At 70.5% G+C, this 24,909-nt stretch carries 21 protein-coding genes; 10 read left to right on the top strand and 11 right to left on the bottom strand.

Annotated elements, in window-relative coordinates; all coding sequences use genetic code 11:
- Position 1 precedes the first annotated feature (1 nt).
- Positions 2-988, bottom strand: a complete 987-nt coding sequence (locus tag ACFYQ5_RS05835) for a DUF5937 family protein (RefSeq protein WP_389193641.1) — start codon at positions 986-988, stop codon at positions 2-4.
- Positions 989-1,054: 66 nt separating this feature from the next.
- Here ACFYQ5_RS05835 and ACFYQ5_RS05840 point away from each other — a divergent pair, with 66 nt between their 5' ends.
- The 4 genes from ACFYQ5_RS05840 to ACFYQ5_RS05855 all read left to right on the top strand — a co-directional run bounded on the left by ACFYQ5_RS05840 (position 1,055) and on the right by ACFYQ5_RS05855 (position 5,114).
- Positions 1,055-2,401, top strand: coding sequence for an MFS transporter (locus tag ACFYQ5_RS05840; RefSeq protein WP_389193643.1), 1,347 nt, complete (start codon positions 1,055-1,057; stop codon positions 2,399-2,401).
- A 31-nt stretch (positions 2,402-2,432) separates the two neighbouring features.
- Positions 2,433-2,942, top strand: coding sequence for a MarR family winged helix-turn-helix transcriptional regulator (locus ACFYQ5_RS05845; protein ID WP_389193646.1), 510 nt, complete (start codon positions 2,433-2,435; stop codon positions 2,940-2,942).
- A gap of 55 nt (positions 2,943-2,997) precedes the next feature.
- Entirely contained in the window at positions 2,998-3,330 is a 333-nt protein-coding gene (locus ACFYQ5_RS05850) for a DUF3817 domain-containing protein (protein ID WP_389193649.1), read from the top strand.
- Positions 3,331-3,413: 83 nt separating this feature from the next.
- On the top strand, positions 3,414-5,114 hold the full coding sequence (locus ACFYQ5_RS05855; protein ID WP_389193652.1) for a methylmalonyl-CoA mutase: 1,701 nt from the start codon (positions 3,414-3,416) through the stop codon (positions 5,112-5,114).
- Positions 5,115-5,124: 10 nt separating this feature from the next.
- Here the strand turns inward: ACFYQ5_RS05855 and ACFYQ5_RS05860 are convergent, their stop codons facing one another.
- A complete protein-coding gene (locus tag ACFYQ5_RS05860; RefSeq protein ID WP_389193655.1) occupies positions 5,125-5,763 on the bottom strand; it encodes a TetR/AcrR family transcriptional regulator in 639 nt (212 codons plus the stop codon).
- A gap of 317 nt (positions 5,764-6,080) precedes the next feature.
- Here ACFYQ5_RS05860 and ACFYQ5_RS05865 point away from each other — a divergent pair, with 317 nt between their 5' ends.
- The 4 genes from ACFYQ5_RS05865 (at position 6,081) to ACFYQ5_RS05880 (ending at position 10,243) form a co-directional block, all read left to right on the top strand.
- Positions 6,081-7,058: a tetratricopeptide repeat protein gene (locus tag ACFYQ5_RS05865; RefSeq protein WP_389193658.1), complete on the top strand. Its 978-nt coding sequence runs from the start codon at positions 6,081-6,083 to the stop codon at positions 7,056-7,058.
- 599 nt (positions 7,059-7,657) lie between these two features.
- Positions 7,658-8,299 carry a DUF6230 family protein gene (locus ACFYQ5_RS05870; RefSeq protein WP_389193661.1) on the top strand — a complete coding sequence of 214 codons (642 nt, stop codon included), beginning with the start codon at positions 7,658-7,660 and terminating at the stop codon, positions 8,297-8,299.
- Between the two features lie 95 nt (positions 8,300-8,394).
- Positions 8,395-8,952, top strand: a complete 558-nt coding sequence (locus ACFYQ5_RS05875; RefSeq protein ID WP_389193664.1) for a DUF6114 domain-containing protein — start codon at positions 8,395-8,397, stop codon at positions 8,950-8,952.
- Positions 8,942-10,243, top strand: a complete 1,302-nt coding sequence (locus ACFYQ5_RS05880; protein ID WP_389193667.1) for a hypothetical protein — start codon at positions 8,942-8,944, stop codon at positions 10,241-10,243. The genes ACFYQ5_RS05875 and ACFYQ5_RS05880 overlap by 11 nt, the downstream gene beginning before the upstream one ends.
- 99 nt (positions 10,244-10,342) lie before the next feature.
- On the opposite strand, the gene pyk is transcribed toward ACFYQ5_RS05880, so the two are convergent.
- From pyk to pta, 3 genes are all read right to left on the bottom strand, one after another.
- A complete protein-coding gene (gene pyk, locus ACFYQ5_RS05885; RefSeq protein WP_389193669.1) occupies positions 10,343-11,770 on the bottom strand; it encodes a pyruvate kinase in 1,428 nt (475 codons plus the stop codon).
- A 74-nt stretch (positions 11,771-11,844) separates the two neighbouring features.
- On the bottom strand, positions 11,845-13,071 hold the full coding sequence (locus ACFYQ5_RS05890; protein WP_389193672.1) for an acetate kinase: 1,227 nt from the start codon (positions 13,069-13,071) through the stop codon (positions 11,845-11,847).
- Positions 13,068-15,179, bottom strand: a complete 2,112-nt coding sequence (gene pta / locus ACFYQ5_RS05895; RefSeq protein ID WP_389193675.1) for a phosphate acetyltransferase — start codon at positions 15,177-15,179, stop codon at positions 13,068-13,070. Before pta ends, ACFYQ5_RS05890 begins: the two co-directional genes overlap by 4 nt.
- Positions 15,180-15,421: 242 nt before the next feature.
- On the opposite strand from pta, the gene ACFYQ5_RS05900 reads away from it, so the two are divergent.
- Positions 15,422-16,447, top strand: a complete 1,026-nt coding sequence (locus tag ACFYQ5_RS05900; RefSeq protein WP_389193678.1) for an ATP-dependent 6-phosphofructokinase — start codon at positions 15,422-15,424, stop codon at positions 16,445-16,447.
- Between the two features lie 76 nt (positions 16,448-16,523).
- On the opposite strand, the gene ACFYQ5_RS05905 is transcribed toward ACFYQ5_RS05900, so the two are convergent.
- The 3 genes from ACFYQ5_RS05905 to ACFYQ5_RS05915 form a co-directional block, all read right to left on the bottom strand.
- Entirely contained in the window at positions 16,524-17,144 is a 621-nt protein-coding gene (locus tag ACFYQ5_RS05905; RefSeq protein WP_389194243.1) for an XRE family transcriptional regulator, read from the bottom strand.
- Positions 17,145-17,310: 166 nt separating this feature from the next.
- Entirely contained in the window at positions 17,311-17,985 is a 675-nt protein-coding gene (locus tag ACFYQ5_RS05910; RefSeq protein WP_389193681.1) for a response regulator, read from the bottom strand.
- Positions 17,982-19,640, bottom strand: a complete 1,659-nt coding sequence (locus tag ACFYQ5_RS05915; protein ID WP_389193683.1) for an ATP-binding protein — start codon at positions 19,638-19,640, stop codon at positions 17,982-17,984. The genes ACFYQ5_RS05910 and ACFYQ5_RS05915 overlap by 4 nt, the downstream gene beginning before the upstream one ends.
- Positions 19,641-19,794: 154 nt before the next feature.
- Between ACFYQ5_RS05915 and ACFYQ5_RS05920 the strand changes: the two genes are divergently transcribed.
- Entirely contained in the window at positions 19,795-21,171 is a 1,377-nt protein-coding gene (locus tag ACFYQ5_RS05920) for a cation:dicarboxylate symporter family transporter (protein ID WP_389193686.1), read from the top strand.
- A gap of 153 nt (positions 21,172-21,324) precedes the next feature.
- Here the strand turns inward: ACFYQ5_RS05920 and ACFYQ5_RS05925 are convergent, their stop codons facing one another.
- From ACFYQ5_RS05925 to ACFYQ5_RS05935, 3 genes are all read right to left on the bottom strand, one after another.
- On the bottom strand, positions 21,325-22,665 hold the full coding sequence (locus tag ACFYQ5_RS05925; RefSeq protein WP_389193689.1) for a hypothetical protein: 1,341 nt from the start codon (positions 22,663-22,665) through the stop codon (positions 21,325-21,327).
- A 330-nt stretch (positions 22,666-22,995) separates the two neighbouring features.
- On the bottom strand, positions 22,996-23,643 hold the full coding sequence (locus tag ACFYQ5_RS05930) for a class I SAM-dependent methyltransferase (protein ID WP_389193691.1): 648 nt from the start codon (positions 23,641-23,643) through the stop codon (positions 22,996-22,998).
- Between the two features lie 457 nt (positions 23,644-24,100).
- Positions 24,101-24,874 carry an SDR family NAD(P)-dependent oxidoreductase gene (locus ACFYQ5_RS05935; RefSeq protein WP_389193694.1) on the bottom strand — a complete coding sequence of 258 codons (774 nt, stop codon included), beginning with the start codon at positions 24,872-24,874 and terminating at the stop codon, positions 24,101-24,103.
- Positions 24,875-24,909 lie beyond the last annotated feature (35 nt).

Raw genomic sequence — 24,909 nt, forward strand, 5'->3', positions numbered from 1 at the left:
GTCAGTGCGCCTGGCCCGCCAGCGCGATGCCCAGCGGGGTGCGCTCGTACAGCACCTGATGGCCGTAGCGCCGTGAGGTCAGCAGGCCCGCCGCGCGCAGCACCGAGAGGTGCGCGGACACGGAGGAGGGGGCGAGCGACAGCCTGTGGGCCAGCGCGCTGGTCCCGGACGGCTCACCGAGCGCGCAGAGCACGTCCGCGCGGGCCCTCCCCAACAGCCGGGCGAGCGCGTCGGGCGTCCGCTCGGCGGCCTCCGTCCACAGGCCGCCGATGCCGCGCGCGGGGTAGATCACGGCGGGCTGCCAGGGGGGATCCTGGCCCCCGATCACATCCGGCCAGACGAAGACGCTGGGCATCAGGACGAGGCCCTGGCCGCCCAGGACCCGGCTGTGGTTCCCGCTGGTGCCGGCCACCGTCAGGGTGGAGTCTGCCCAGCGCAGCCGCGGGCTGATCTCGCCGAGCAGCCGCTGGAAGCCGACGTCGGCGAGGCGGCGCGAGTGGTAGGCGAGGTCGGCCTCCAGCAGGGCGCGCAGCCGGGGCCAGTGCGGTGCGATCATCACCTCCCAGGCCCGCTCCAGCAGGTCGGCGATCTCCCGGACCGCCCGCGCCGGGTCCGCCAGCATCCGCTGTCCGACGGGGGAGGCGAGGCCGCCGGGGGTGTCGGCGAGGGCGAGGGCCATGTCGTCCCGGGCGGTCGCCGGATCCGTCGCCCGTACGGTCTCGATCTCCTCGGCGAAGGTGGCGAGCGGCCCGAGCGGCGGCGGACAGATGAAGTCCGCGCCGTATCCGCGGTCCGGCATCAGTAGCCACAGCGGCCCGAGATCCAGCCCCGCGGCCGCCTCCTCGACCTGCCGGAGCCAGGGCAGGTGGTAGCCGTGCCGGCCCGGGCGGTTCAGGGTGCGCACCGCCTCCTGCGTCTCCCAGAGCGGTGAGAGGGTGAAGCGGCAGCGGAGCAGATCGCTCTCGTCGAAGTGCAGATGGAACGGCATGGACCCAACTTTCGGCCTGGGCCGAAAGTCTACGGAGCGGCCGCAGTGTTCCGCCACGCTGCGTCCATGCCGAACGACACCCCACCCCCGGCGGGTACACCCCGCGAAGCGCCCGCCGCGGTGCCGTCCTCGGCGCTGCCTCCGGAGCACGCCTCCTCACCCGGCCCGGGCCGCGCTCCGGAGGCGGACCCCGGCGCACGGGGCTACCGCGCGGTCTTCGCCGTCCGGGAGTTCAGGGCGGTCTTCGCCGCGCACCTGTTCTCCCTCCTCGGCGTGACCGTCAGCGAGCTGGCACTCACCGTGCTCGTCTACGACCTCACCGGCTCGCCCCTCCTGTCCGCCCTGACCTTCGCGCTCAACTTCCTCCCCTACCTCGTCGGCGGCACCCTCTTCGCCGGGGTCGCCGACCGTTACCCCGCCCGTCGCGTCCTCGTCGTGTGCGACCTGGTCTGCGCCGGCTGCGTCGCCGTGATGGTCCTCCCGGGCACAAGCGTCGCCGGACTCCTCGCCCTGCGCTGCGCGGTGGCCGCGGTGGCGCCCGTCTTCACCGGGACCAGGACCGCGGCCCTCACCGACATCCTCGGAGAGGGCGACCTCTGCGTCCTGGGGCGTTCGCTGCTGCGTCTGGTCTCGCAGAGCGCGATGCTGGTCGGCTACGGCGCGGGCGGGCTGCTGCTCACCGCGCTGTCCCCGCGCGGGGCGATCACGGTCACCGTGGTGACGTTCCTCTGCTCGGCGGCGCTGCTGCGCCTGGGCACCCGGGACCGGCCCGCGCGCACGGCGGAGGGCGCCGGCGGTGCGCTGCTCGCCCAGTCGCTCGCGGGCGCGCGGGCCGTCCTCGGGGACCGCCGCATCCGGGGCCTGCTCCTGCTCTTCTGGGTTCCGGCGTTCTTCGTGGTCGCCCCCGAGGCCCTCGCGGCGCCGTACGCGGACGCGATCGGCGCCGGGCCCGCCACCGTGGGCCTGCTGATGTGCGCGATGGCCGTCGGCCACATCGGGGCCGAGCTCTACGTGGGAGCCGCCCTGCGCCCCGGTGCCCGCTCCCGACTCGTGCTGCCGGTCGCCGCCCTCGGGCTGCTGCCCCTCCTGCTGTACGCGTTCCGGCCCGGACCGGCCCTCGCCACGGCCGCCCTGGTGCTGGCCGGGGTCGGCGCGGCGTACATCATCGGGCTCGACCAGTGGTTCGTCGAGGCGGTGCCCGAGCAGCTGCGCGGCCGGGCCATGACCCTGCTCACCGCCGGTCTGATGACCTCCCAGGGGCTCGGCATGGCCCTGGCCGGACTGGCCGCCGAGTTCGTCCCCGTGCACCAGGTGGTCGCGTACGCCGGGGCGATCGGCACGGTCTGCACGCTCCTGCTGGTGGCGGAGGTGCGGCGAACGCGTATCCGGTACCGAAGTGCGAGACGGGGCTGACCGTCATGTGACCAGTGGGTAAGGTCGTGCCGTGCCGAAGCCGCTCAGCCTCCCCTTCGATCCCATCGCCCGCGCCGAAGAACTCTGGCAGCGGCGCTGGGGGCCGGCGCCCTCCATGGGGGCGATCACCTCGATCATGCGCGCGCAGCAGATCCTGCTGGCCGAGGTGGACGCGGTGGTCAGACCGTACGGGCTGACCTTCGCCCGCTACGAGGCACTGGTCCTGCTCACCTTCTCCCAGGCCGGTGAGCTGCCGATGTCCAAGATCGGCGAGCGCCTGATGGTGCACCCCACCTCCGTGACGAACACGGTGGACCGGCTGGTGCGCTCGGGGCTGGTCGACAAGCGCCCCAACCCCAACGACGGGCGCGGAACCCTGGCCTCCATCACGGACAAGGGCCGTGAGGTCGTCGAGGCGGCCAGCCAGGACCTGATGGCGATGGACTTCGGGCTCGGGGCGTACGACGACGAGGAGTGCGCCGAGATCTTCGCGATGCTCAGGCCGCTGCGGGTGGCGGCCCAGGACTTCGAGGACGAGTGACCGCGAGGGCGGGGTGCTGCAAGATCGCTCCGGCCGCCCGGTTACGCTCGGTGCCATGAAACGCAGCGTGCTGACCCGCTATCGGGTGATGGCCTACGTCACCGCCGTCATGTTGATGATCCTGTGCGTGTGCATGGTCTTCAAGTACGGATTCGACACCGGTGAGAGCCTGACCTTCGCGGTCTCGCAGCTCCACGGCGTCCTGTTCATCATCTACCTGATCTTCGCCTTCGACCTCGGTTCCAAGGCGAAGTGGCCGATCGGCAAGCTGCTCTGGGTGCTGATCTCCGGCACGATCCCGACGGCCGCGTTCTTCGTCGAGCGCAAGGTCGTCAAGGAGGTCGAGCCGCTGATCACCGACGGCTCCGCCCAGGCCGTCAAGGTCTGATCGGAAGGACCCGAACCGCCCCGCGCGATGCGCCGGGCGGTTTGCCATCGACAGATACTAGGACGTCCTAGTAAATTTGTTCCATGGACGCTCACGAGATCGAGGAAGGCCGCCGCCGCTGGCAGGCCCGTTACGACAAGGCCCGCAAGCGCGACGCGGACTTCACCACGCTCTCCGGAGACCCGGTGGAGCCCGTGTACGGGCCCCGCCCCGGCGACACGTACGAGGGGTTCGAGCGGATCGGCTGGCCCGGTGAGTACCCCTTCACGCGGGGACTCCACGCCACCGGATACCGGGGGCGCACCTGGACCATCCGCCAGTTCGCCGGCTTCGGCAACGCGGAGCAGACCAACGAGCGGTACAAGTCCATCCTGGCCAACGGCGGCGGCGGACTCAGCGTCGCCTTCGACATGCCGACCCTGATGGGCCGCGACTCCGACGACCCCCGCGCACTCGGCGAGGTCGGCCACTGCGGCGTGGCCATCGACTCCGCCGCCGACATGGAGGTCCTGTTCCAGGACATCCCGCTCGGCGACGTCACCACCTCCATGACGATCAGCGGACCCGCCGTCCCCGTCTTCTGCATGTACCTGGTGGCGGCGGAGCGCCAGGGCGTCGACCCGGCCGTGCTCAACGGCACGCTCCAGACCGACATCTTCAAGGAGTACATCGCGCAGAAGGAGTGGCTCTTCCAGCCCGAGCCCCATCTGCGCCTGATCGGCGACCTGATGGAGCACTGCACGCGCGACATCCCCGCCTACAAGCCGCTCTCGGTCTCCGGCTACCACATCCGTGAGGCCGGGGCCACGGCCGCGCAGGAGCTCGCGTACACCCTCGCCGACGGCTTCGGATACGTGGAGCTCGGTCTCTCGCGCGGTCTGGACGTCGACACCTTCGCCCCCGGACTCTCCTTCTTCTTCGACGCGCACCTCGACTTCTTCGAGGAGATCGCCAAATTCCGCGCCGCACGCCGGATCTGGGCCCGCTGGATGAAGGAGACCTACGGCGCGAAGACCGACAAGGCGCAGTGGCTCCGCTTCCACACCCAGACGGCCGGTGTCTCGCTCACCGCCCAGCAGCCGTACAACAACGTCGTACGCACCGCCGTGGAGGCGCTGTCCGCGGTCCTCGGCGGCACCAACTCCCTGCACACCAACGCCCTGGACGAGACGCTCGCCCTCCCCTCCGCGCAGGCCGCCGAGATCGCGCTGCGCACCCAGCAGGTGCTCATGGAGGAGACCGGCGTCGCCAACGTCGCCGACCCGCTGGGCGGTTCGTGGTACGTCGAGCAGCTCACCGACCGCATCGAGGCCGACGCCGAGAAGATCTTCGAGCAGATCAGGGAGCGCGGCACCCGGGCGCACCCGGACGGCAAGCACCCCATCGGGCCGATGACCTCCGGAATCCTCCGGGGCATCGAGGACGGCTGGTTCACCGGCGAGACCGCCGAATCCGCCTTCCGCTACCAGCAGTCGCTGGAGAAGGGGGAGAAGCGGGTCGTCGGCGTCAACGTCCACCACGGGTCCGTCACCGGTGACCTGGAGATCCTCCGGGTCAGCCACGAGGTCGAGCGCGAGCAGGTGCGCGAGCTCGCCGCGCGCAAGGAGGGCCGTGAGGACGCGAAGGTCCGTGGCGCGCTGGACGCGATGCTGGCCGCCGCCCGCGACGGCTCGAACATGATCGGGCCGATGCTGGAGGCGGTACGGGCGGAGGCGACCCTCGGCGAGATCTGCGGGGTGCTGCGCGACGAGTGGGGCGTCTACACGGAGCCGCCCGGCTTCTGACCGGCGGGCGTCAGCCCTCCGAGGGGGACGCCGCCGCGCCCAGCCCCGAGAGCAGCAGCAGGGTGAAGCGCCGGGCCCAGTCGGTGTCGACGGGCTCGGCGCTCACCAGCGTCCGGTGCACCACGGCGCCGGCGATCACGTCGAAGATCAGATCGGCGGTGCGGGCCGCCACCACCGCGTCCGGTTCGGCGGGCAGCTCACCACGCCGCTGGGCGCGCTCCCGCCCCTGCAGCACGAGGCGCTTCTGCCGGGCCACGATCGAATCGCGGATGCGGTCGCGCAGCGCTTCGTCCCGCGTCGACTCGGCGACCACCGCCATCAGCGCCGTCTTGGTCTCCGGTCGTTCCAGCAGGGCCGCGAACTGGAGGACCACGGCCTGCACATCGGCCGCGAGGCTGCCGAGGTCGGGCAGCTCCAGCTCGTCGAAGAGAACCGCGACCGCGTCCACCACCAGCTCGTTCTTGCCCGCCCAGCGGCGGTAGAGCGTCGTCTTGGCGACCCCCGCCCGCGTCGCCACATCGCCCATCGTCAGCTTCGACCAGCCGAGATCGACCAGCGACGCACGGGTCGCCTCCAGGATCGCGGCATCGGCCTCGGCACTGCGAGGACGTCCGGAACGGGCGGGTCCGGTGGGGCTGCGGCTCAGCATGCGGCGACCATACCGGCCGGTAAGTACTGTTGACCGGCCCCGGAGCCCGTGAGACAGATCACCGCACACCCTTGCCTCGCGGGGGGTCCGGGCAGTTACGCTACGGGGCGTAGCGTAAGGCGTGACGGTTCGTGCGTCGTTGCGCGACGACCGATCGACAACCACAGGTGCCGGGTGGGGACCCGGTGCCGAACACGGGGTTTTCAGGGCCCCGGAACCGTTTCCGTCCGCCCGCCGCGCACACCGGCGTGGCTGTGGACGGAAGCGGTTCACGGATCGCTTTCCGGAACAGTGGGCGCAGGGGGGAGGATGTACGTATGCAGCCTAGGAACATGTCCATGAGTGGTGTCGTCGACCTCGCCGCTGTGAAGGCGGCCGGCGACGCCAAGGCGAAGGCGGAGCAGGCCCGCGCGGAGTCCGTCCGGCAGGGGGGCACCGGTGCCGTGGCACCCGCCTCCCTGGTGATCGACGTCGACGAGGCGGGCTTCGAGACCGACGTCCTCCAGCGCTCCACCGAAGTCCCCGTCGTCATCGACTTCTGGGCGGAGTGGTGTGAGCCGTGCAAGCAGCTCAGCCCGCTCCTGGAGCGTCTCGCCGCCGAGTACAACGGCCGCTTCGTGCTGGCCAAGGTCGATGTCGACGCCAACCAGATGCTGATGCAGCAGTTCGGGATCCAGGGCATCCCGGCGGTGTTCGCGGTGGTGGCCGGACAGGCCCTTCCGCTCTTCCAGGGCGCGGCCCCCGAGAGCCAGATCCGCCAGACGCTGGACCAGCTGATCCAGGTCGGCGAGGAGCGTTTCGGTCTCACCGGGATCACCGTCGACCCGGACGCCGGAGCCGGAGGCGAGGAGAGCGAGCCCGCCGAGGTCCCCGCAGGGCCGTACGACGCACAGCTGGAAGCCGCCGCGCTGGCCCTGGACGACAATGACTTCGCCGGCGCGGTCCAGGCGTACAGGAGCGTCCTGTCCGACGACCCGGTCAACACCGAGGCGAAGCTGGGCCTCGCGCAGGCCGAACTGCTGGGCCGTGTCGCGGGCATGGACCCGCAGCAGGTCCGTCAGGAGGCCGCGGAGAATCCGGCCGAGCCGGTGGCGCAGATGGCCGCCGCGGACCTGGACCTCGTGGGCGGCCATGTCGAGGACGCGTTCGGGCGGCTCGTCGAGACGGTGCGCCGTAATGCCGGCGACGACCGCGACGCCGTCCGGGTCCGGCTCCTTGAGCTCTTCGAGGTGATCGGCCCCGACGACCCCCGGGTCGGCGCGGCCCGGACCGCCCTGGCGCGCGTCTTGTTCTGATGTGACAACGCGGCCGTGGAGCCCTTCGGGCGCCACGGCCGTTTCCACGGGCGAACGCCGATGAACACGTCCGCTTTACTAAAACTTGATAAAAGTCCACACTGTTACTCGCAGTAAATCGCCTGCAGGGGTCTGTCCGGTTTCGGGTCGCAATCCCGTCATTCGCACGTCCCTTTGGTGCCACCCTGTGTGGCCGGACGATGCCGCCCTGTCGCGTCCTGGTTATCGGGTCGTTACTAGTCAGTAACGACCCCCCTTGTGTCACGGCCGCGAATGCACCACGATCGGCCACGCTCGGTCCAATACCCGCCGGCCCGACGGCCAGTCGGCGCAGGTGGGTCTGTTGGTTCCCCACCGGGTGGTCGGCGGCAGTGGCGCCGATCGCGGACAGGGGGGTTCCTGCCCCTGGCAGGGCCTGTCCGAACCGGCTGCGCAGACGCGCCGCCAGTGGTTGTCGCTCGGGGGTGATCGCCGGTGATTCGGATGCGGTACGCGCCTCCGGTCCGGGCGCTCTCCTTCCCGAGGACGTAGCACTTCTCCCATCCCAGGACGGGCACGATGCCCGTACCGGAGATGTACGTCCGAGAAGGAGGAAATTTATGAGTTCGCAGGTTCGCGGTGGTACCAGATGGAAGCGTTTCGCTCTGGTCATGGTGCCGAGCGTCGTCGCGACCGCCGCAGTCGGCGTCGGTCTTGCGCAGGGTGCGCTCGCCGCGTCGTTCAGCGTCTCCGGCCAGAGCTTCAAGGTCAGCACCGACAAGCTCGTCGGCGAAAACTTCGTCCAGTACGGCAGCGTGGCTGTCGGTAAGGACCTGAAGGGCGGCGACGCGGCTCACCCGGTCGCGGTGTCGGGCTTCAGCAAGGCCACGATCACCAACATGTGCCAGTCGGTGGTCACGCCGGACCTTCCCTTCGGTCTCGGCAGTGTCAGCCTCAACCTGACGGCCGGTACCGACCCGAAGAAGCCCGTCGAGGCGACGAACCTGTACCTCGACGTCGCCCAGCTCGACGCGGACGCGTACTTCGAGAACATCGACATCGGCGTCGCCGCCGGTTCGGTGGGTAAGCCGGGCATCCAGGCCGGTACCGAGAAGGCCGTCAACCCGAACGGCTTCTCGCAGCGGGCCGAGAAGGCCACGCTGACCGACGTGGAGCAGACGGCGTGGGCAACCACCGCCGGCACCTTCAAGCTCAGCAACCTGAGCCTGAAGCTGCACAAGGGCGTCAAGGAGTGCTTCTAGCACTCGCCCGGGGCGGCCGGAGTGTTCCGTGAGGGCCTTCGGCTGCCCACCCCTTCTCTTCTCACAGCAGTACCGGTTCCAGGGAGCTGTTTTCCATGAGCCCCGAGTCCACAGGGCAGAACGAGCACCACCTCACCGTCTACCGGCGGGGATTCCGCACCTGGCGGGGTAACCGGCCGTTCTGGGCGGGCCTGTTCACCATCCTGGGTGGTCTACCCATCGCGTACTTCCCGTACGCCAACATGCACCTCGGCAACATGACGATCGCGATGTCCACCACCGCGGGTGCGGGGTCGCTGATCATCGGGATCCTGCTCATCACACTGGGCTTCACGATGTGGTTCCACCACATCGTGCGGGTGTTCGCAGGGGTCGCCGCGATCCTGCTCGCGCTCATATCCATACCCGTCGCCAACATAGGCGGCTTCATCATCGGCTTCCTCTTCTCCCTCCTCGGCGGAGCCCTCTCCATCGCCTGGGCTCCGGGTGACGCCCAGGCGTCCGAGCACCCGGAGGCGCTGAGGGCCCGGGACGGCGCCCTCGGGGCTCCGGAGTACGGTCAGGAGCCCCACCGCACCGCTGAGGCCCCGCGGAGGCCGATGCTGTTCGAGGCGGCTACGGAGGCCGACGGTGGGAGGCATCGTGAGGGGTGACGACGGGCAGACGAACGACTTCGGCCCGGAGGACCTTCCGGAGCGAAGAGGGCCCCGCCACGCGGCGCCCAGGAAGTCACTCCTGACGAAGCTGCACATGCCCTCGGGCAAGAAGGCGTTCGCGCTCGCCGCGATGCCGACGGCCGTCTTCGTGGGCATGGGGCTCACCCCCAAGCTGGCCATGGCCGACGACAGCTCGGACATCCCCTTCGCGCCCGGGCCATGTGTGACGCGCTCCGACGAGCCGTCCGAGTCGCAGGAACCCGAGACGGAGCCGACGCCGAGCGCCACGCCGTCCGACGACACCGGTAAGGACGACGCCGGTAAGGACGACTCGGGCAAGGACGACTCGGGCAAGGACGACACGGGCGAGGACGACGCCGGTAAGGATGACGGGACCGCGACCCCGGAGCCCTCCGCGAGCGCGAGCGCGCCCGCGGACACCTCCGGGGACGAGGACGCCACGCCGGCCGCCCCCACACCCACCGAGTCGAAGAACCCCCTCGACCCGCTGGGTGTCGGCGACGCCCTCGAGGACCTCCTCGACGGACCGGACAAGGAGACGGCCGAGCCGTCCCCCAGCGCCACCACCGGGAGCCCGGAGCCGTCGGAGAGCGCCGCCGCCACCGATCCGGTGGACAAGGCGACGGAGGCCGCGAAGGACACGGTCGACAAGACCACCGACGCCATCCGTGAGGCGGCCGAGAAGGCGGGCAAGGACGTCGAGGAGCTCGACGACGACGTCAAGGGCCTCGACCCCGTGAAGGACGAGGACATCCCGGACGGCGCCAAGGAGCGCTTCCCGTGCCCCACCGCCGACCCCGAGGCGCTCGCGGCGGCCGAGCTGGAGCAGGGCATCCCGCTGCTGCCGGACGACCCGTGGACGCTGGAGACCTCGAAGCTCACGCTCAACGGGCTGGACTACGCGGGCATCGTCGAGGTGAAGACGTACAACGGCAGCGTCAAGAAGGTGCTGAAGTTCACGGCCGACACCATCGACATCAAGGACCTGCACCAGCTGACGAAGGGTCCGGCCGGTACCACCGGCCACGTCAAGGCGGAGGAGGGTTCCACCTCCACCATCCGCAACGGCACGGTGACGATGTACACCGAGCGCCTGAAGGGCAACCTCTTCGGCCTCATCCCCGTCACCTTCAGCCCGGAGACCCCGCCGCCGCTGAACGTGCCCTTCGCCTTCTTCACCGACGCCACGGTGACCCAGGCCGGCCAGTTCGGCGGCTCGCTCAAGGTCCCCGGACTGCAGAACTACTTCACCGGCGGCAACAGCTGACCGGTGGTCCGGACCCGTCCGGGAGCCGCATGACGACTGTGGCCCGCATCCCCGTTCTCACGGGGGTGCGGGCCACAGTCGTATCTGCCGTACGGCCGGTCAGGCGCGCTCGCCGCTCAGGTGGTGCACCCGGACCATGTTGGTGGTGCCGGGGACGCCGGGAGGCGAGCCGGCCGTGATGACCATCGTGTCGCCGTCGCTGTAGCGGTTCAGCTTCAGCAGCTCCGCGTCCACCAGGTCGACCATGGCGTCCGTGTTGTCCACGTGCGGCACGACGTAGGACTCGACGCCCCAGCTCAGTGCCAGCTGGTTGCGGGTGGACTCCTCCGTGGTGAAGGCCAGGATCGGCTGCGCCACGCGGTAGCGGGAGAGGCGGCGGGCGGTGTCACCGGACTTGGTGAAGGCCACCAGCGCCTTGCCGTCCAGGAAGTCCGCGATCTCACAGGCCGCGCGAGCCACCGAACCACCCTGCGTACGCGGCTTCTTGCCCGGCACCAGCGGCTGGAGGCCCTTGGACAGGAGCTCCTCCTCGGCGGCGACGACGATCTTCGACATCGTCTTGACCGTCTCGATCGGGTACGCGCCGACGGAGGACTCCGCCGACAGCATGACCGCGTCCGCGCCGTCCAGGATCGCGTTGGCGACGTCGGACGCCTCGGCGCGGGTCGGCCGCGAGTTGGTGATCATCGACTCCATCATCTGGGTCGCCACGATCACCGGCTTGGCGTTGCGGCGGCACAGCTCGACGAGGCGCTTCTGCACCATCGGGACCTTCTCGAGCGGATACTCGACGGCGAGGTCACCACGGGCGACCATCACACCGTCGAAGGCGGCGACGACGCCCTCCATGTGCTCGACGGCCTGCGGCTTCTCGACCTTGGCGATGACGGGGACCCGGCGGCCCTCCTCGTCCATCACCTTGTGCACGTCCTTGACGTCCTCGGCGTCCCGGACGAAGGACAGCGCGACCAGGTCGCAGCCCATCCGCAGGGCGAACCGCAGGTCCTCGACGTCCTTCTCGGACAGCGCGGGGACGTTCACCGCCGCACCGGGGAGGTTGATCCCCTTGTGGTCGGAGATGACACCGCCCTCGATGACGATGGAGGTGACCCGGGGGCCGTCGACCGAGACGACCTTCAGCTCGACGTTGCCGTCGTTGATCAGGATCGGGTCACCCTTGGTGACGTCGCCGGGCAGCCCCTTGTAGGTGGTGCCGCAGATCGACTTGTCGCCGGCGACGTCCTCGGAGGTGATGACGAACTCGTCCCCGCGGACCAGCTCGACAGGGCCCTCGGCGAACTTCCCGAGGCGGATCTTGGGGCCCTGGAGGTCGGCGAGCACGCCGACCGCGCGGCCGGTCTCGGCGGCGGCCTTACGGACCCGGTCGTAACGGCCTTGGTGCTCCTCGTGGGTACCGTGACTGAAGTTGAAACGGGCCACGCTCATGCCGGCCTCGATCAGAGCGACGAGCTGCTCATGGGAGTCGACGGCGGGACCGAGGGTGCAGACGATTTTGGAACGGCGCATGAGGCGGATCCTATCGGTTTGTTTCACTGCGGAATATTCCGTCTGGTGGAAGATACAAAGGGGCGCGGGCCCGCTCAGTTGTCGACCAGGGCGAAGGTCTGACCGGCGATCTCCAGCTCCTCGTCCGTAGGTACGACGGCGACCGCCACCCGCGCGTCGTCGGGCGAGATCAGCCGCGGCTCGCCGGACCGTGCGGCGTTGCGGTCCGCGTCCACGGCCAGGCCGAAACCTTCCAGTCCCGCGAGCGCAGCCTCCCGTACCGGGGCGGAGTTCTCCCCGACCCCCGCCGTGAACACCACCGCGTCCACCCGGCCGAGGACCGCCGAATAGGCGCCGATGTACTTCTTCAGCCGGTGGACGTAGATGTCGAACGCGAGCGTGGCACGCTCGTCGCCCTCGTCCACCCGGCGCCGGATCTCCCGCATGTCGTTGTCGCCGCAGAGACCGACCAGGCCGCTCCTCTTGTTCAGCAGGACGTCGATCTCGTCCGTCGACATCCCCGCCACCCGCTCCAGGTGGAAGGTGACGGCCGGATCGATGTCCCCGGAACGCGTACCCATGACCAGCCCCTCCAAGGGGGTCAGTCCCATCGACGTCTCGACGCACCGGCCACCCGCCACCGCGGAGGCCGAGGCGCCGTTGCCCAGGTGCAGCACGATCACGTTCACGTCGGCCACCGGCCGGCCCAGCAGTTCGGCCGTCCTGCGTGACACGTACGCGTGCGAGGTGCCGTGGAAGCCGTAGCGGCGGATGCGGTGCGCGTCGGCGGTCTCGACGTCGATCGCGTACCGCGCCGCGTACTCCGGCATCGTCGTGTGGAACGCCGTGTCGAAGACCGCGATCTGCGGCAGGTCCGGGCGCAGCGCCTGCGCCGTACGGATCCCGGTGATGTTCGCCGGGTTGTGCAGCGGGGCGACGGGGACGAGCTGCTCGATCTCCCGCAGCACCTCGTCGGTGATCACGGTGGGCTCGCTGAACTTCAGCCCGCCGTGCACCACCCGGTGCCCGATCGCCACCAGCTCGGGGGAGTCCAGGCCGATCCCGTCGGCCGCCAGTTCCTCGGCCGCGGCCTTCAGCGCCTGTGCGTGGTCGGCGATCCGGCCGGTGCGCTCGCGGGGCTCCCCGCCCGCCGGCGGTGTGTGCACCAGCCGGGAGTCCGCCTCGCCGATCCGCTCGACCAGGCCGGTCGCCAGCCGTGCGCCGTCGCGCATGTCCAGGAGCTGGTACTTCACCGAGGAGGACCCCGAGTTGAGGACGAGCACCCGGCTCGCCCGGTCGCCGGTGCTGTGTGCGGGGGTCATCCGGTCTGCTCCTCGTCCTGCGCCTGGATCGCTGTGATGGCCACGGTGTTCACGATGTCCTGCACGAGGGCGCCGCGCGAGAGGTCGTTGACCGGCTTGCGCAGCCCCTGCAGGACCGGGCCGACCGCGACGGCTCCCGCCGAACGCTGGACGGCCTTGTAGGTGTTGTTGCCGGTGTTGAGGTCAGGGAAGATCAGCACGGTCGCCCGGCCCGCCACCTCCGACGCCGGCAGCTTGGTCGCGGCGACGGACGGCTCGACCGCCGCGTCGTACTGGATCGGCCCCTCGATCCTCAGGTCCGGTCGTGACGCGCGTACCCGCTCCGTGGCCTCCCGCACCTTGTCGACGTCGGCGCCGGTGCCGGAGGTGCCCGTCGAGTACGACAGCATCGCGATCCGCGGGTCCACGCCGAAGCGGGACGCGGTGACCGCCGACTGCACCGCGATGTCCGCGAGCTGTTCGGCGTCCGGATCGGGGTTGACCGCGCAGTCGCCGTAGACCAGGACCCTGTCGGCGAGGCACATGAAGAAGACCGAGGAGACGATCGAGGCTCCGCCGGAGCCTTCGCCCCGGGAGGTGCTCCCCTGCTTGGTCTTGATGATCTCGAAGGCCGGGCGGATCGTCGCCGCCGTGGAGTGCGCCGAACCGGAGACCATGCCGTCGGCCAGTCCCTCCTCGACCATCAGCGTGCCGAAGTAGTTGACGTCCGAGACGACGTCGTACGCCAGCTCCACCGTCACGCCACGGTGCGCGCGCAGCTCGGCGTACCGCTCGGCGAAGCTCTGGCGCAGTTCGGAGGTCTGCGGGTCGACGATCTGGGTCCCGCCGAGGTCGATGCCCAGATCGGCGGCCTTCTTGCGGATGACGTCGGTGTCCCCGAGGAGGGTCAGGTCGCAGACGTCGCGGCGGAGCAGTACGTCGGCGGCGCGCAGGACGCGCTCCTCGGTGCCCTCGGGGAGGACGACCCGGCGCCGCTTCGCGCGGGCCTGTTCCAGCAGCTCGTGCTCGAACATCATGGGGGTGACCCGGCCGCTGCGGGCCACCGAGACGCGCTCCAGCAGGGCGCCGGTGTCCACATGGCGCTCGAAGAGGCCGAGGGCGGTCTCCGCCTTACGGGGCGTCGCCGCGTTCAGCTTGCCTTCCAGGGCGAAGAGTTCGGCTGCCGTGGGGAAGGATCCGCCGGCCACCGCGACGACCGGGGTGCCCGGTGCGAGGCGGGCCGCCAGCCTGAGTATCTCCTCGCCGGGCCGTTCGTCCAGGGTCAGCAGGACGCCCGCGATGGGCGGCGTGCCGGCGCTGTGCGCGGCGAGCGAACCGACGACCAGGTCGGCACGGTCGCCCGGGGTGACGACCATGCAGCCCGGGGTCAGGGCCTTCAGGAGGTTCGGCAGCATGGCGCCGCCGAACACGAAGTCCAGCGCGTCCCTGGCCAGGCCCGAGTCGTCACCGAGCAGAATCGTTCCGCCCAGTGCCGTGGTGATCTGGGCGACGGTGGGTGCGGAGAGCGCGGGATCGTCCGGCAGTACGGAACAGGGGACCGGGAGCTGCGTCTTCAGCCGGTCGGCGATGTCCGCGCGGTCCCCGGACGCCACCCGGTTCACGATCATCGCCAGGACGTCGCAGCCGAGACCGGCGTACGCGCGGTAGGCGTTGCGCGTCTCGGCCCGTACGGACTCGGCGTCCTGGTCCTTGCCGCCGACCACCGCGATCACCGAGGCGCCGAACTCGTTGGCGAGCCTCGCGTTCAGGGCGAGCTCGTCGGGGAGCTGGGTGGCGGCGAAGTCGCTGCCGAGGACCAGGACCACCTCGTAGTCGCGGGCCACCCGGTGGAACCGCTCGACGAGCAGGGAGACCAGTTCGTCGGTACCCTTCTCCGCCTGGACGGCGGAGGCCTGCTGGTAGTCCAGTCCGAAGACGGTCTCCGGACTCTGCGAGAGCCGGTAGCGGGCCCGCAGCAGCTCGAACAGCCGGTCGGGCCCGTCGTGGATCAGCGGCCGGAAGACACCCACCCGGTCCACCTGACGCGTCAGTAGCTCCATGACTCCCAGGTCGACGACCTGCCGGCCGTCTCCCCGGTCGATCCCGGTCACGTACACGCTGCGCGCCACGCGTGGTCTCCCGTCCTGTTTGGCTGGCATTGTCCTGTTGACGATACCTACCGGGGCAGGTGAGCCGCCCGCCGGGCGGGCGGCCCGGGACGGGCCGCTCCCGGGCCCGAACGGTCCCTGCCGCGAAGCCGGAAGCGCGGGGGCCCGGCTCGGCGTGGGACAATCGTCGTGGCTCACGGTACGGGGGTTTCTCGGCAGCTCCCCGGAATGCATGGCACTAGCGAGCAGGAGACAGAGTCAGGATGCGCATCGGAATTCTCACCGCAGGCGGCGACTGTCCAGGCCTCAACGCTGTGATCCGGTCGGTCGTGCACCGTGCCGTGGTGGGGCACGGCGATGAGGTCATCGGCTTCGAGGACGGCTTCAAGGGGCTGCTCGACGGCCACTTCCGGCCCCTCGACCTGAACGCGGTCAGCGGCATCCTGGCCCGCGGCGGCACGATCCTCGGCTCGGCACGCCTGGAGCGTGACCGGCTGCGCGAGGCCGCCGAGAACTGCGCGGAACTGTCCCTCCGTTACGGCATCGACGCGCTCATCCCGATCGGCGGCGAGGGCACGCTCACCGCGGCCCGCATGCTGTCCGACGCCGGGATGCCCGTGGTGGGCGTCCCGAAGACCATCGACAACGACATCTCCGCCACCGACCGGACCTTCGGCTTCGACACCGCCGTCGGCGTCGCGACCGAAGCCATAGACCGGCTCAAGACCACCGCCGAATCGCACCAGCGGGTCATGGTCGTCGAGGTCATGGGCCGCCACGCGGGCTGGATCGCGCTGGAGTCCGGCATGGCCGGCGGTGCCCACGGCATCTGCCTGCCGGAGCGGCCCTTCCAGGTCGACGACCTGGTCAAGATGGTCGAGGAACGCTTCGCGCGGGGCAAGAAGTTCGCCGTCATCTGCGTCGCCGAGGGTGCGCACCCGGCCGAGGGCTCCATGACGTACGCCAAGGGCGAGATCGACCAGTTCGGTCACGAGCGCTTCCAGGGCATCGGCAACCGGCTGGCCACCGAGCTGGAACGGCGGCTCGGCAAGGAGGCCCGGCCGGTCATTCTCGGCCATGTGCAGCGCGGTGGCACGCCGACCGCGTACGACCGCGTGCTGGCGACCCGCTTCGGGTGGAACGCCGTGGAGGCCGTGCACCGCGGCGACTTCGGGCGGATGACGTCCCTGCGCGGGACCGACATCGTGATGGCCCCGCTGGCCGACGCGGTGACCCGGCTGAAGACCGTGCCCAGCGACCGGATGTACGAGGCCGAATCGGTCTTCTGAGGCCGGACCGCCCTCCTGTGCACGTGGCCCCTGCCGTCCTCGCGGACGACGGGGGCCACGTGCCGTTCTTCCCGGCTCAGATTCCCGCCGTCCGCCAGAACTCCTCGACCACCCGGTCCAGGAACTCCCGCCCCGGGTCACCCGTCGCGGCCTGGTCCCGGGCCGTCGGGTTCCAGCTCAACGTCGATATCGTCAGGGCCTGGTAGTCGGCGTGCAACTGTTCCAGCACGTTCTGGACCAGGACCCGGTCCAGCGGTACGAGCTTGTCCACCGGCCGTACGTAGGCCTGCCAGCGCGTCGTGACGGCCTTGTTCAGCAGGTCCGCCAGCTCCTCGTTCCGGCCGGTCGCCGTGAGGAACTGCGCCGCCGACATGTCCAGCGCCCCGCAGAGTGCCACGGCCTGGCGCTCGTTGCCGCGCCAGCGGCCCGACTCCTCGATCCGCTGATACGCGGCGGCCGTCATCCCGAGCGTCCGCGCCAGGTCCTCCACCGCGATGTCCCGCGCCAGCCGGTGCTCGCGCAAGGTGCTCGCGGCGGTGAGCAGTTCGCCGGGCGCGCACCACAACACGCCGGCCAGTGCCTTCAGTTCGCGTTCGCCGGGCAGGGCCGTGCCGCGTTCCCAGGCCATGACGGTCTCAGCGGTGACGGCAAGTCCGTACTGGGCGCCGAGGCCGTACGCAACATGTCCGGGAGCCATTCCCAGCGCCTCGCGGAGGCGGCGCGAGGCGGGGGCGTTGAAGGGTGGTGTGGGGTGCACGGCCCCACCGTAGAAGTTCGTGAACGCCCTGGCTACAGCCTGTTCCCCCCAGTTCACCCTTCGTACGATCCTCCTAGGGTGCACGCCCCGGCGGGGCCCTCACACATCAGCGAGTTTCAGCCACCCAGTGATAGTGCAACTCGGGCCGGCCGACCTGGCCGTAGCTCGGCCGCCGCACGGCCCGGCCCGCCGTCACCAGGTGCTCCAGATAGCGGCGGGCGGTGATCCGGGAGATCCCCAGCCCTTCCCCGGCGGCCGCCGCGGTCACCCCGTCCGGGGCTTCCCGCAGGGCCCGGGTCACCGCCTCCAGCGTCGGCCCGCTCAGCCCCTTGGGCAGCGTGGCCGGGTCCGAGACCCGCAGCGCGCCCAGCGCCCGGTCCACCTCCTCCTGGCCGCTCGCCTCACCGGCCGCCGCCCGGAACTCCGCGTACCGCACGAGCCGGTCCCGCAGCGTGGGATACGTGAACGGCTTCAGCACGTACTGCACGACGCCGAGCGACACGCCCTCCCGCACCACCGCGAGATCACGCGCCGACGTCACCGCGATGACGTCCGCGCCGTGTCCGGCCGCCCGCAGCGAGCGCAGCAGCTGCAGACCGTGCCCGTCGGGCAGGTAGAGGTCGAGCAGCAGCAGGTCGACCTCCGTCCGGTCCAGCGCCCGTACGGCCTCCGCCCGGGAGTGGGCGACAGCGGCGACCTCGAAGCCCGGCACCCGGCCCACGTACAGCTGGTGGGCGTCGGCGGCCACCGGATCGTCCTCCACGACCAGCACCCGGATCACGGCGCGGCCACCTCCACCCTCGCCGTACGGCCGGCGAGCGGCAGCCGCACCGTGAACTCCGCGCCGCCCTCCGGCGCCCGGCCCAGCGTCACCGTCCCGCCGTTGCGGTGGGCCGCCTGCCGTACCAGTGCCAGGCCCAGACCCCGGCCCGCGCCGTTCGTCGTCCAGCCGCGCCGGAACACCTCGTCCGCGTCGTCCGGGCCGATCCCGGCGCCGGTGTCCGCCACCCGCAGCAGCAGCTCGCCGGACTCCGCCCGCGCGGTCACGGTGACCAGGGCCCGCGACACGGTGCGCTCGGCGGGGACCGGCCCGACGGCGTCACCCGTCGCCGTCTCCGACGCCGCGTCCACCGCGTTGTCGATCAGGTTGCCGAGGATCGTCACCAGATCACGCGGTGCCAGCGAGCGCGGCAGGGCCCCGTCGTCGATCAGGCTGTCCTCGGCGAGCACCAGCTCCACCCCGCGCTCGTTGGCCTGCGCCGCCTTGCCGAGCAGCAGGGCGGCGAGCACCGGCTCGGCCACCGCGTCCACGACCCGGTCGGTGAGGACCTGCGCCAGCTCCAGCTCCGCCGTCGCGAAATCCACCGCCTCCTCGACCCGGCCCAGCTCGATCAGCGACACCACGGTGTGCAGCCGGTTCGCCGCCTCGTGCGCCTGCGAGCGCAGCGCCTGGGTGAAACCGCGCTCCGAGTCGAGTTCGCCCGACAGCGCCTGCAGTTCCGTGTGGTCGCGCAGCGTCACGACCGTGCCGCGCCGCTCACCGCCGACCACCGGGCTCGTGTTGACGACGATCACCCGGTCCGCCGTCAGATGGACCTCGTCCACCCGGGGCTCGGACGCCAGGAGCGCCCCGGTCAGCGGCGCCGGCAGCGCGAGCTCGTCGATCCTGCGGCCGACCGACCCCGGTTCCAGTCCCAGCAGCTCCCGGCCCGCGTCGTTGATCAGGGCGACCCGGCGCTGCCCGTCCAGCATGATCAGCCCCTCGCGCACCGCGTGCAGCGTGGCCTCGTGGTACGTGTGCATCCGGCTCAGCTCCCGCGCGTTCATCCCGTGGGTGTGCCGCCGCAGCCTGGCGTTGATCACGTACGTCCCGAGCGCGCCGAGCGCCAGGGCGGCACCCGCCGCCGTCCCCAGGGCGCCGAGCTGCTCACGCACCTGGGTGGACACCCGCTCGACGGTGATGCCCGCGCTGACCAGGCCGACGATTCTGTCCCCGTCGTGGACCGGGGTCACGACCCGTATGGAGGGGCCGAGCGTTCCCGTGTAGGTCTCCTCGAAGGTCTCGCCGAGCAGCGCGCGCTCGGTGTGACCGATGAAGCTCCTGCCGATCTGGGAGCGGTCGGGATGGGTCCAGCGGACCCCCTCCGGATTCATGATCGTGACGAAGGCGATCCCGGTCTCCTCGCGGACCTGTTCCGCGTACGGCTGGAGTACGGCGGACGGGTCCGGGGTACGGATGGCCTCCCGGACGGACGGTGATCCGGCCATGGCGAGGGCGGCGGCCCGCACCTGGCGGGCCGCGGTCTCCTCCGCCTGGGACCGGCCGGAGGCGTACGCGAAGAAGGCGCACCCGGCCACGACCGCGGCCACGAGCAGGGCCTGCATCGCGAACAGCTGGCCGGCCAGGCTGCGGGGGAGGGTTCGGGTCAGGCGCATGGCACCCAGTCTGCCTGGCGGGGACACCCGACCCAAGGTGGCTCGAAAGCATCTGTGAACGATATGAACGTAAGGGTGACGGCCGTCACAGGGAAGTGAATAGTCACCGGGGCCCCCAGGGACGGGGAGCAGCCGCATACCCGAGGAGACCCCCGTGGCAGAGAAAGCCGCACGACGGGACCGCACCCACTACCTCTACATCGCCGTGATCGCCGCCGTGGTGCTGGGCGTCACGGTGGGTCTGGTGGTTCCGGACTTCGCCGTGGAGCTCAAGCCGATCGGCACAGGCTTCGTCAACCTCATCAAGATGATGATCTCGCCGATCATCTTCTGCACGATCGTGCTGGGGGTCGGCTCCGTACGGAAGGCCGCCAAGGTCGGTGCCGTCGGCGGCCTGGCCCTCGGCTACTTCCTGGTGATGTCCACCGTCGCCCTGGCCATCGGCCTGGTCGTCGGCAACCTCCTGGAGCCCGGCTCCAGCCTCCACCTCACCGAGGCGGCCCGTGCCGCGGGTGAGAAGCAGGCCTCCGGGGCCAGCGAGTCCACCGTGGACTTCCTGCTCGGCATCATCCCCACCACCATGGTGTCGGCCTTCACCGAGGGCGAGGTCCTACAGACCCTGCTGATCGCCCTGCTCGCGGGCTTCGCGCTGCAGGCCATGGGCTCGGCCGGCGAGCCGGTCCTGCGCGGCATCGGCCACATCCAGCGCCTCGTCTTCCGCATCCTCGCCATGATCATGTGGGTGGCTCCGGTCGGCGCGTTCGGTGCCATGGCGGCGGTGGTCGGCGAGACCGGCGTGGACGCGCTGAAGTCCCTGGCGATCATCATGATCGGCTTCTACGTGACCTGCGCGCTCTTCGTGTTCCTGATCCTGGGCGCGATCCTGCGCCTGGTGGCCGGGGTCAACATCTTCACGCTGCTGAAGTACCTGGGCCGTGAGTTCCTGCTGATCCTCTCCACCTCCTCGTCCGAGTCGGCCCTGCCGCGGCTGATCGCGAAGATGGAGCACATGGGCGTCAGCAAGCCCGTCGTCGGCATCACCGTGCCGACCGGCTACTCCTTCAACCTCGACGGCACCGCGATCTACCTCACGATGGCCTCGCTCTTCATCGCCAACGCGACCGGCGACCCGCTGACCATCGGCGAGCAGATCTCCCTGCTGGTCTTCATGGTGATCGCGTCGAAGGGCGCGGCGGGCGTCACCGGCGCCGGTCTGGCCACCCTCGCGGGCGGCCTCCAGTCGCACCGGCCCGAACTCGTCGACGGCGTCGGCCTGATCGTCGGCATCGACCGCTTCATGAGTGAGGCGCGCGCCCTCACGAACTTCGCGGGCAACGCGGTCGCCACGGTGCTGGTCGGCACCTGGACCAAGGAGATCGACCGGGAGCGGGTGGACCTGGTCCTCTCCGGCGCCCTCCCGTTCGACGAGAAGACGATGACGGACGACGCCCACGGCGGCGAGCCGCACGTCCCGGACTCGCGGGACGGCGACGTGGACGCCGACGAGAAGCCGTCACTGGCGAAGGCGTAAGAAGGCACAGCGACACAGGCAGGTGAGTGCGGCCGGTACGGGAGCCCCGTACCGGCCGCACCTACGTCGTGGGGCGCGGCATCGGCCCGACTCCGGAGACTCTTACCGCGTCGTCCGAGGCTCAACGCCTCCCTCCTGCCGCTGTGGTGCTGGTCAGCGTCGGGTGGGCGCGTTGTTCAGGTACTCCATGCGCTGCTGCGCCACCCACAGATGCCGACGGTCGAGAGAGGGCAGTGCTCGGAGCAGGCCGATCAGTTCGGGCCCGCACTCCCTGGCCTTGGCCACGTCCTTCATCTGGGTCCAGCAGTAGTGGGCGCTCTGTGCCGCGGACAGGACTTGCGGGGCGTCGGGGGACTGGTGAGCGAGCCTGGCCCGGCCGACGCCCACCCACAGCTGCGTCGCGAGCAGGAAGTTCCCGGACATCTTGGCGAGGTCGGCTCGGATCTCGACCCACTGCGTGGCCTGGGGCGAATCGAATCCGCTGGTGTGCAGGGTGTGCTGCTCCCACACCTGGGCCAGTTCGGCGGCCTCTTGGTGCCGTCCGGCCTGGGCGAGGGCGTGAATGTGGGGACGGGGGTCCTGCTCTGCGGGAGCTGGGGAAAGCGTCTGCGAGGTCTGCGCGGGGGCGGTCTGCTGAGGAACGGGGGCAGAGGCCAGCAGCTGCGGATCCGGAGCGTGGGTGTATCCCGGAGCGGGGTGCGGCGGTACCTGCTCCGGCACGGTGGACGTGCCCGTACCCCGACGGTGAGGGAGGAATGAGGTGTCCCCTGCGAGGAGGCGCTGCACATGTGTCATCGGTGGCCGGGCCGTTGGCTCGGGGGCGGCGATCTCCGGAGTGCTGGGGATGACCAGGGCGCCCGGTGGCAGGGATCCGGAGGACACGGTCAAAGCGTGCAGCCGGGCGTTGGTCGGCCGCTCGGGATGGTGGCGCAGCAGCTCGATCCAGTGCCGGGTGTAGACGCTGATCCCCTCGTTTCCCGGGAATCCCGGCGGAGCCACCACTCCGAACACGTCGGCTGTCGTCGAGGCCGGCAGCGCCCCGTACTCCTGCAGCAGGGGCCACGCACTCTTGTCCGCCGCGAGGTCGAAGACCACGGTCGTGAGGCCCGGGGGCCGGCTCCGCAGCTCGATGCCCAACCACTCCCAGGGGAGCGCGGTGTAGCGGGCCGTGGCCGTCGTGGTCCTGGAGAGAGCCAGGTAGAGCTGCTGTCCCCGACGGTCGGTGGTGAGCCGGCCGGAGAGGTAGACCAGCAGCGGGCCGGGAGTCGCAGCGGCTGCGCGTAGCCGGACCTGCAGCGCGTTCTGATCGTGAATGCCGTCGAGGTACGTGGTGTCGCTCGGCAGGCCGCTGCCCAGCAGGGCGGAGACAGGGACCATGGACAGCGCGGCAAGGTTCTCCGAGGGAAGCACCTGGACGGTGCGGCGGCGTACCGCACTGTCACCCGCGATCAGTAGTACGTGTCCTCGCTGCTGTTCCGCCCCGTTGATCTCCATAGACAGCACCGTACTCACATGCAGGAGGCCCCGGCGGACTCGCCCGCCGGAACCCTTCGCTGCTGGGTGCTGCCGTCAGGTCTCCCTCTCGGGCTCGTCGTCCGGAGCCGCGTGACGCAGCTGCGTACAGCCCGTCAACGGTGACGTCGTCCCAGGTGCCGGCCCAGCTCGACGGACTCCGTCAGGTCGACACCGATGTCCTGCTGGATCTGCGTCGAGATCTGGTCGACGGTGAGCTTCCTGGCCGAAGCGCACGTGCACGGAACCGGACCGCTGACGTGATGACGGAGGGGGCCCAGGGCTCCGCCAAAGGCCCCTGGTGGCCGTCGATCAGGCCTTGCGGGCGAGCAGGTGGATCTCCTGGAACTGCCTTCGGTCGGTGGGCTGGGGTTCGCGAACCATCCGGGCCACCTCGGCCAACCCGGAATCGCGCAGCAGCGCGGCGAGGTGATCAGGTGACCACCGATAGGCCGGGGCGACTGCGTGATCGAAGACCTGCGTCAGGTGAGACGGGCCTTCGCTCGCCGAGAATCCGATCAGCAGGTGGCCGCCCGGTGCCAGCACGCGGCGGAACTCCTCCAGGATGACCGGGAGTTCCGGCGGCGGAGTGTGGATGACGGACCAGCGTGAGAGTACGCCGCCCAGGACGCCGTCAGCGATGTTCAGCGCGGCCATCGAGCCCACGTCGAACCGCAGGCCGGGATAGGCTTGTCGGGCCAACGTGATCATCTCGGGTGAGGTGTCGACACCGAACGCCGCCAGCCCCAGCTCGTCCAGGTGGGCGGTGATGTGGCCGGGTCCGCACCCCAGGTCCGCGACCTGACCGCCCCCACCCGCGCGTACCACCTCGGCGAAGGCGCCCAAGAACGCCCGGTCCAGGGGACTGTCACGCAGCGAGTCGCGGAACAGGTTCGCATAAGTGAGGGCAGCAGCGTTGTAAGCCTCGCGGGTGGCACCGAGGGCATCGTGTTCGACCATGCCCGCGACAGTAGTTCTGATCCCGGGGCCGGCTGAGAGAATTCGCCATCCGCCCGACTGCCCGTCCGCCCGTCCGTCCGCGCCGTCTGCCGGCGCGCCATCGGCCTCCTCGTCGCGGCCTGACCTGACTATGAAACATGCCCTAGGAGTATGAGGCCCGGAGTGTCTTCACCTCGCCTGAGGGAAGTGCGTACGTGACCTGGGTGCAGAGCTCGTCGATGCCGCCGAGGTCGCGCACCACCGAGGCCGAGTACACGCTGGTGCGCCTCGCGCAGTACGGGTCACACGGGTTCTTCTCCGCAGAGTCGCCGACACCGTCGACGGTGTCGGCGACCCGGACCCAGCGGGGCTCGATCCACTTCCCGGCGGTGGGCGTGTCACCGCCGGCCGCGCTCCTGGACCGTGGCCGGTTCCGTTACCCGCGCCTGACGCCCCGGCGAGCTATCCGCGGCGGCCGTCAGCCCGCCGTCCACCCGCCGTCCACGGCCAGTGCCGACCCTGTGGCGAACGAGGCGCGGTCGCTGCACAGCCACAGGGCCGCCTGGGCGATCTCGACGGGATCCGCCATGCGTTTCTGCATCTGGCGGGCGACGAAGGCCGACCCCAACTCCGGATAGGCGTCCACCACTTGGTTGATCATGTCTGTCCGGGTGGTGCCGACGACGAGCGTGTTGATGCGAATGCCGTGTGCCGCGTACTCGGCCGCTGCGGCCCTGGTCATGCCGAGCACCGCGTGCTTCGCGGCGACGTAGGGCACGGGGGCTCCGGTGGCACCCACGGCCGCGGTGCTGGACGTGTTGACGATCGCTCCCTTCCCCGCTTCGAGCATCACCGGGATCTGGGAGCGCAGGCAGTTCCAGGTGCCGCTGACGTTGACGGCCATCGAGCGGTCGAAGACGGCCTGGTCGAGCTCATGCATCGGGGACAGGTCGTCGCCGGCGAAGCCCGCGTTGTTGAAGGCCGCGTCCAGGGAGCCGAAGTGCTCCTGGGCCGCGTCCACGGCGCGCTGTACGTCCTCGGCGACCGAGACGTCGCCCGGGCTGATCGCCGCCCGACCGCCCGAGTCGTTGATCTCCTGGGCCAGTCGTTCCAGTACGTCCTCGCGACGGGCCATCAGGAGGACTGCCGCTCCCTCGGCGGCGAACAGACGAGCGGCTGCTTCTCCGATACCGCTCGACGCACCCGTGATCATGACGGTCTTGCCCGCCAACATCCCGCTCGTCCCACTCATCTCAATGTCCTACTCACGTCACTCATGTGGCGAGT

This window comes from Streptomyces sp. NPDC005794 (assembly GCF_042871445.1).
GTDB lineage: Bacteria > Actinomycetota > Actinomycetes > Streptomycetales > Streptomycetaceae > Streptomyces.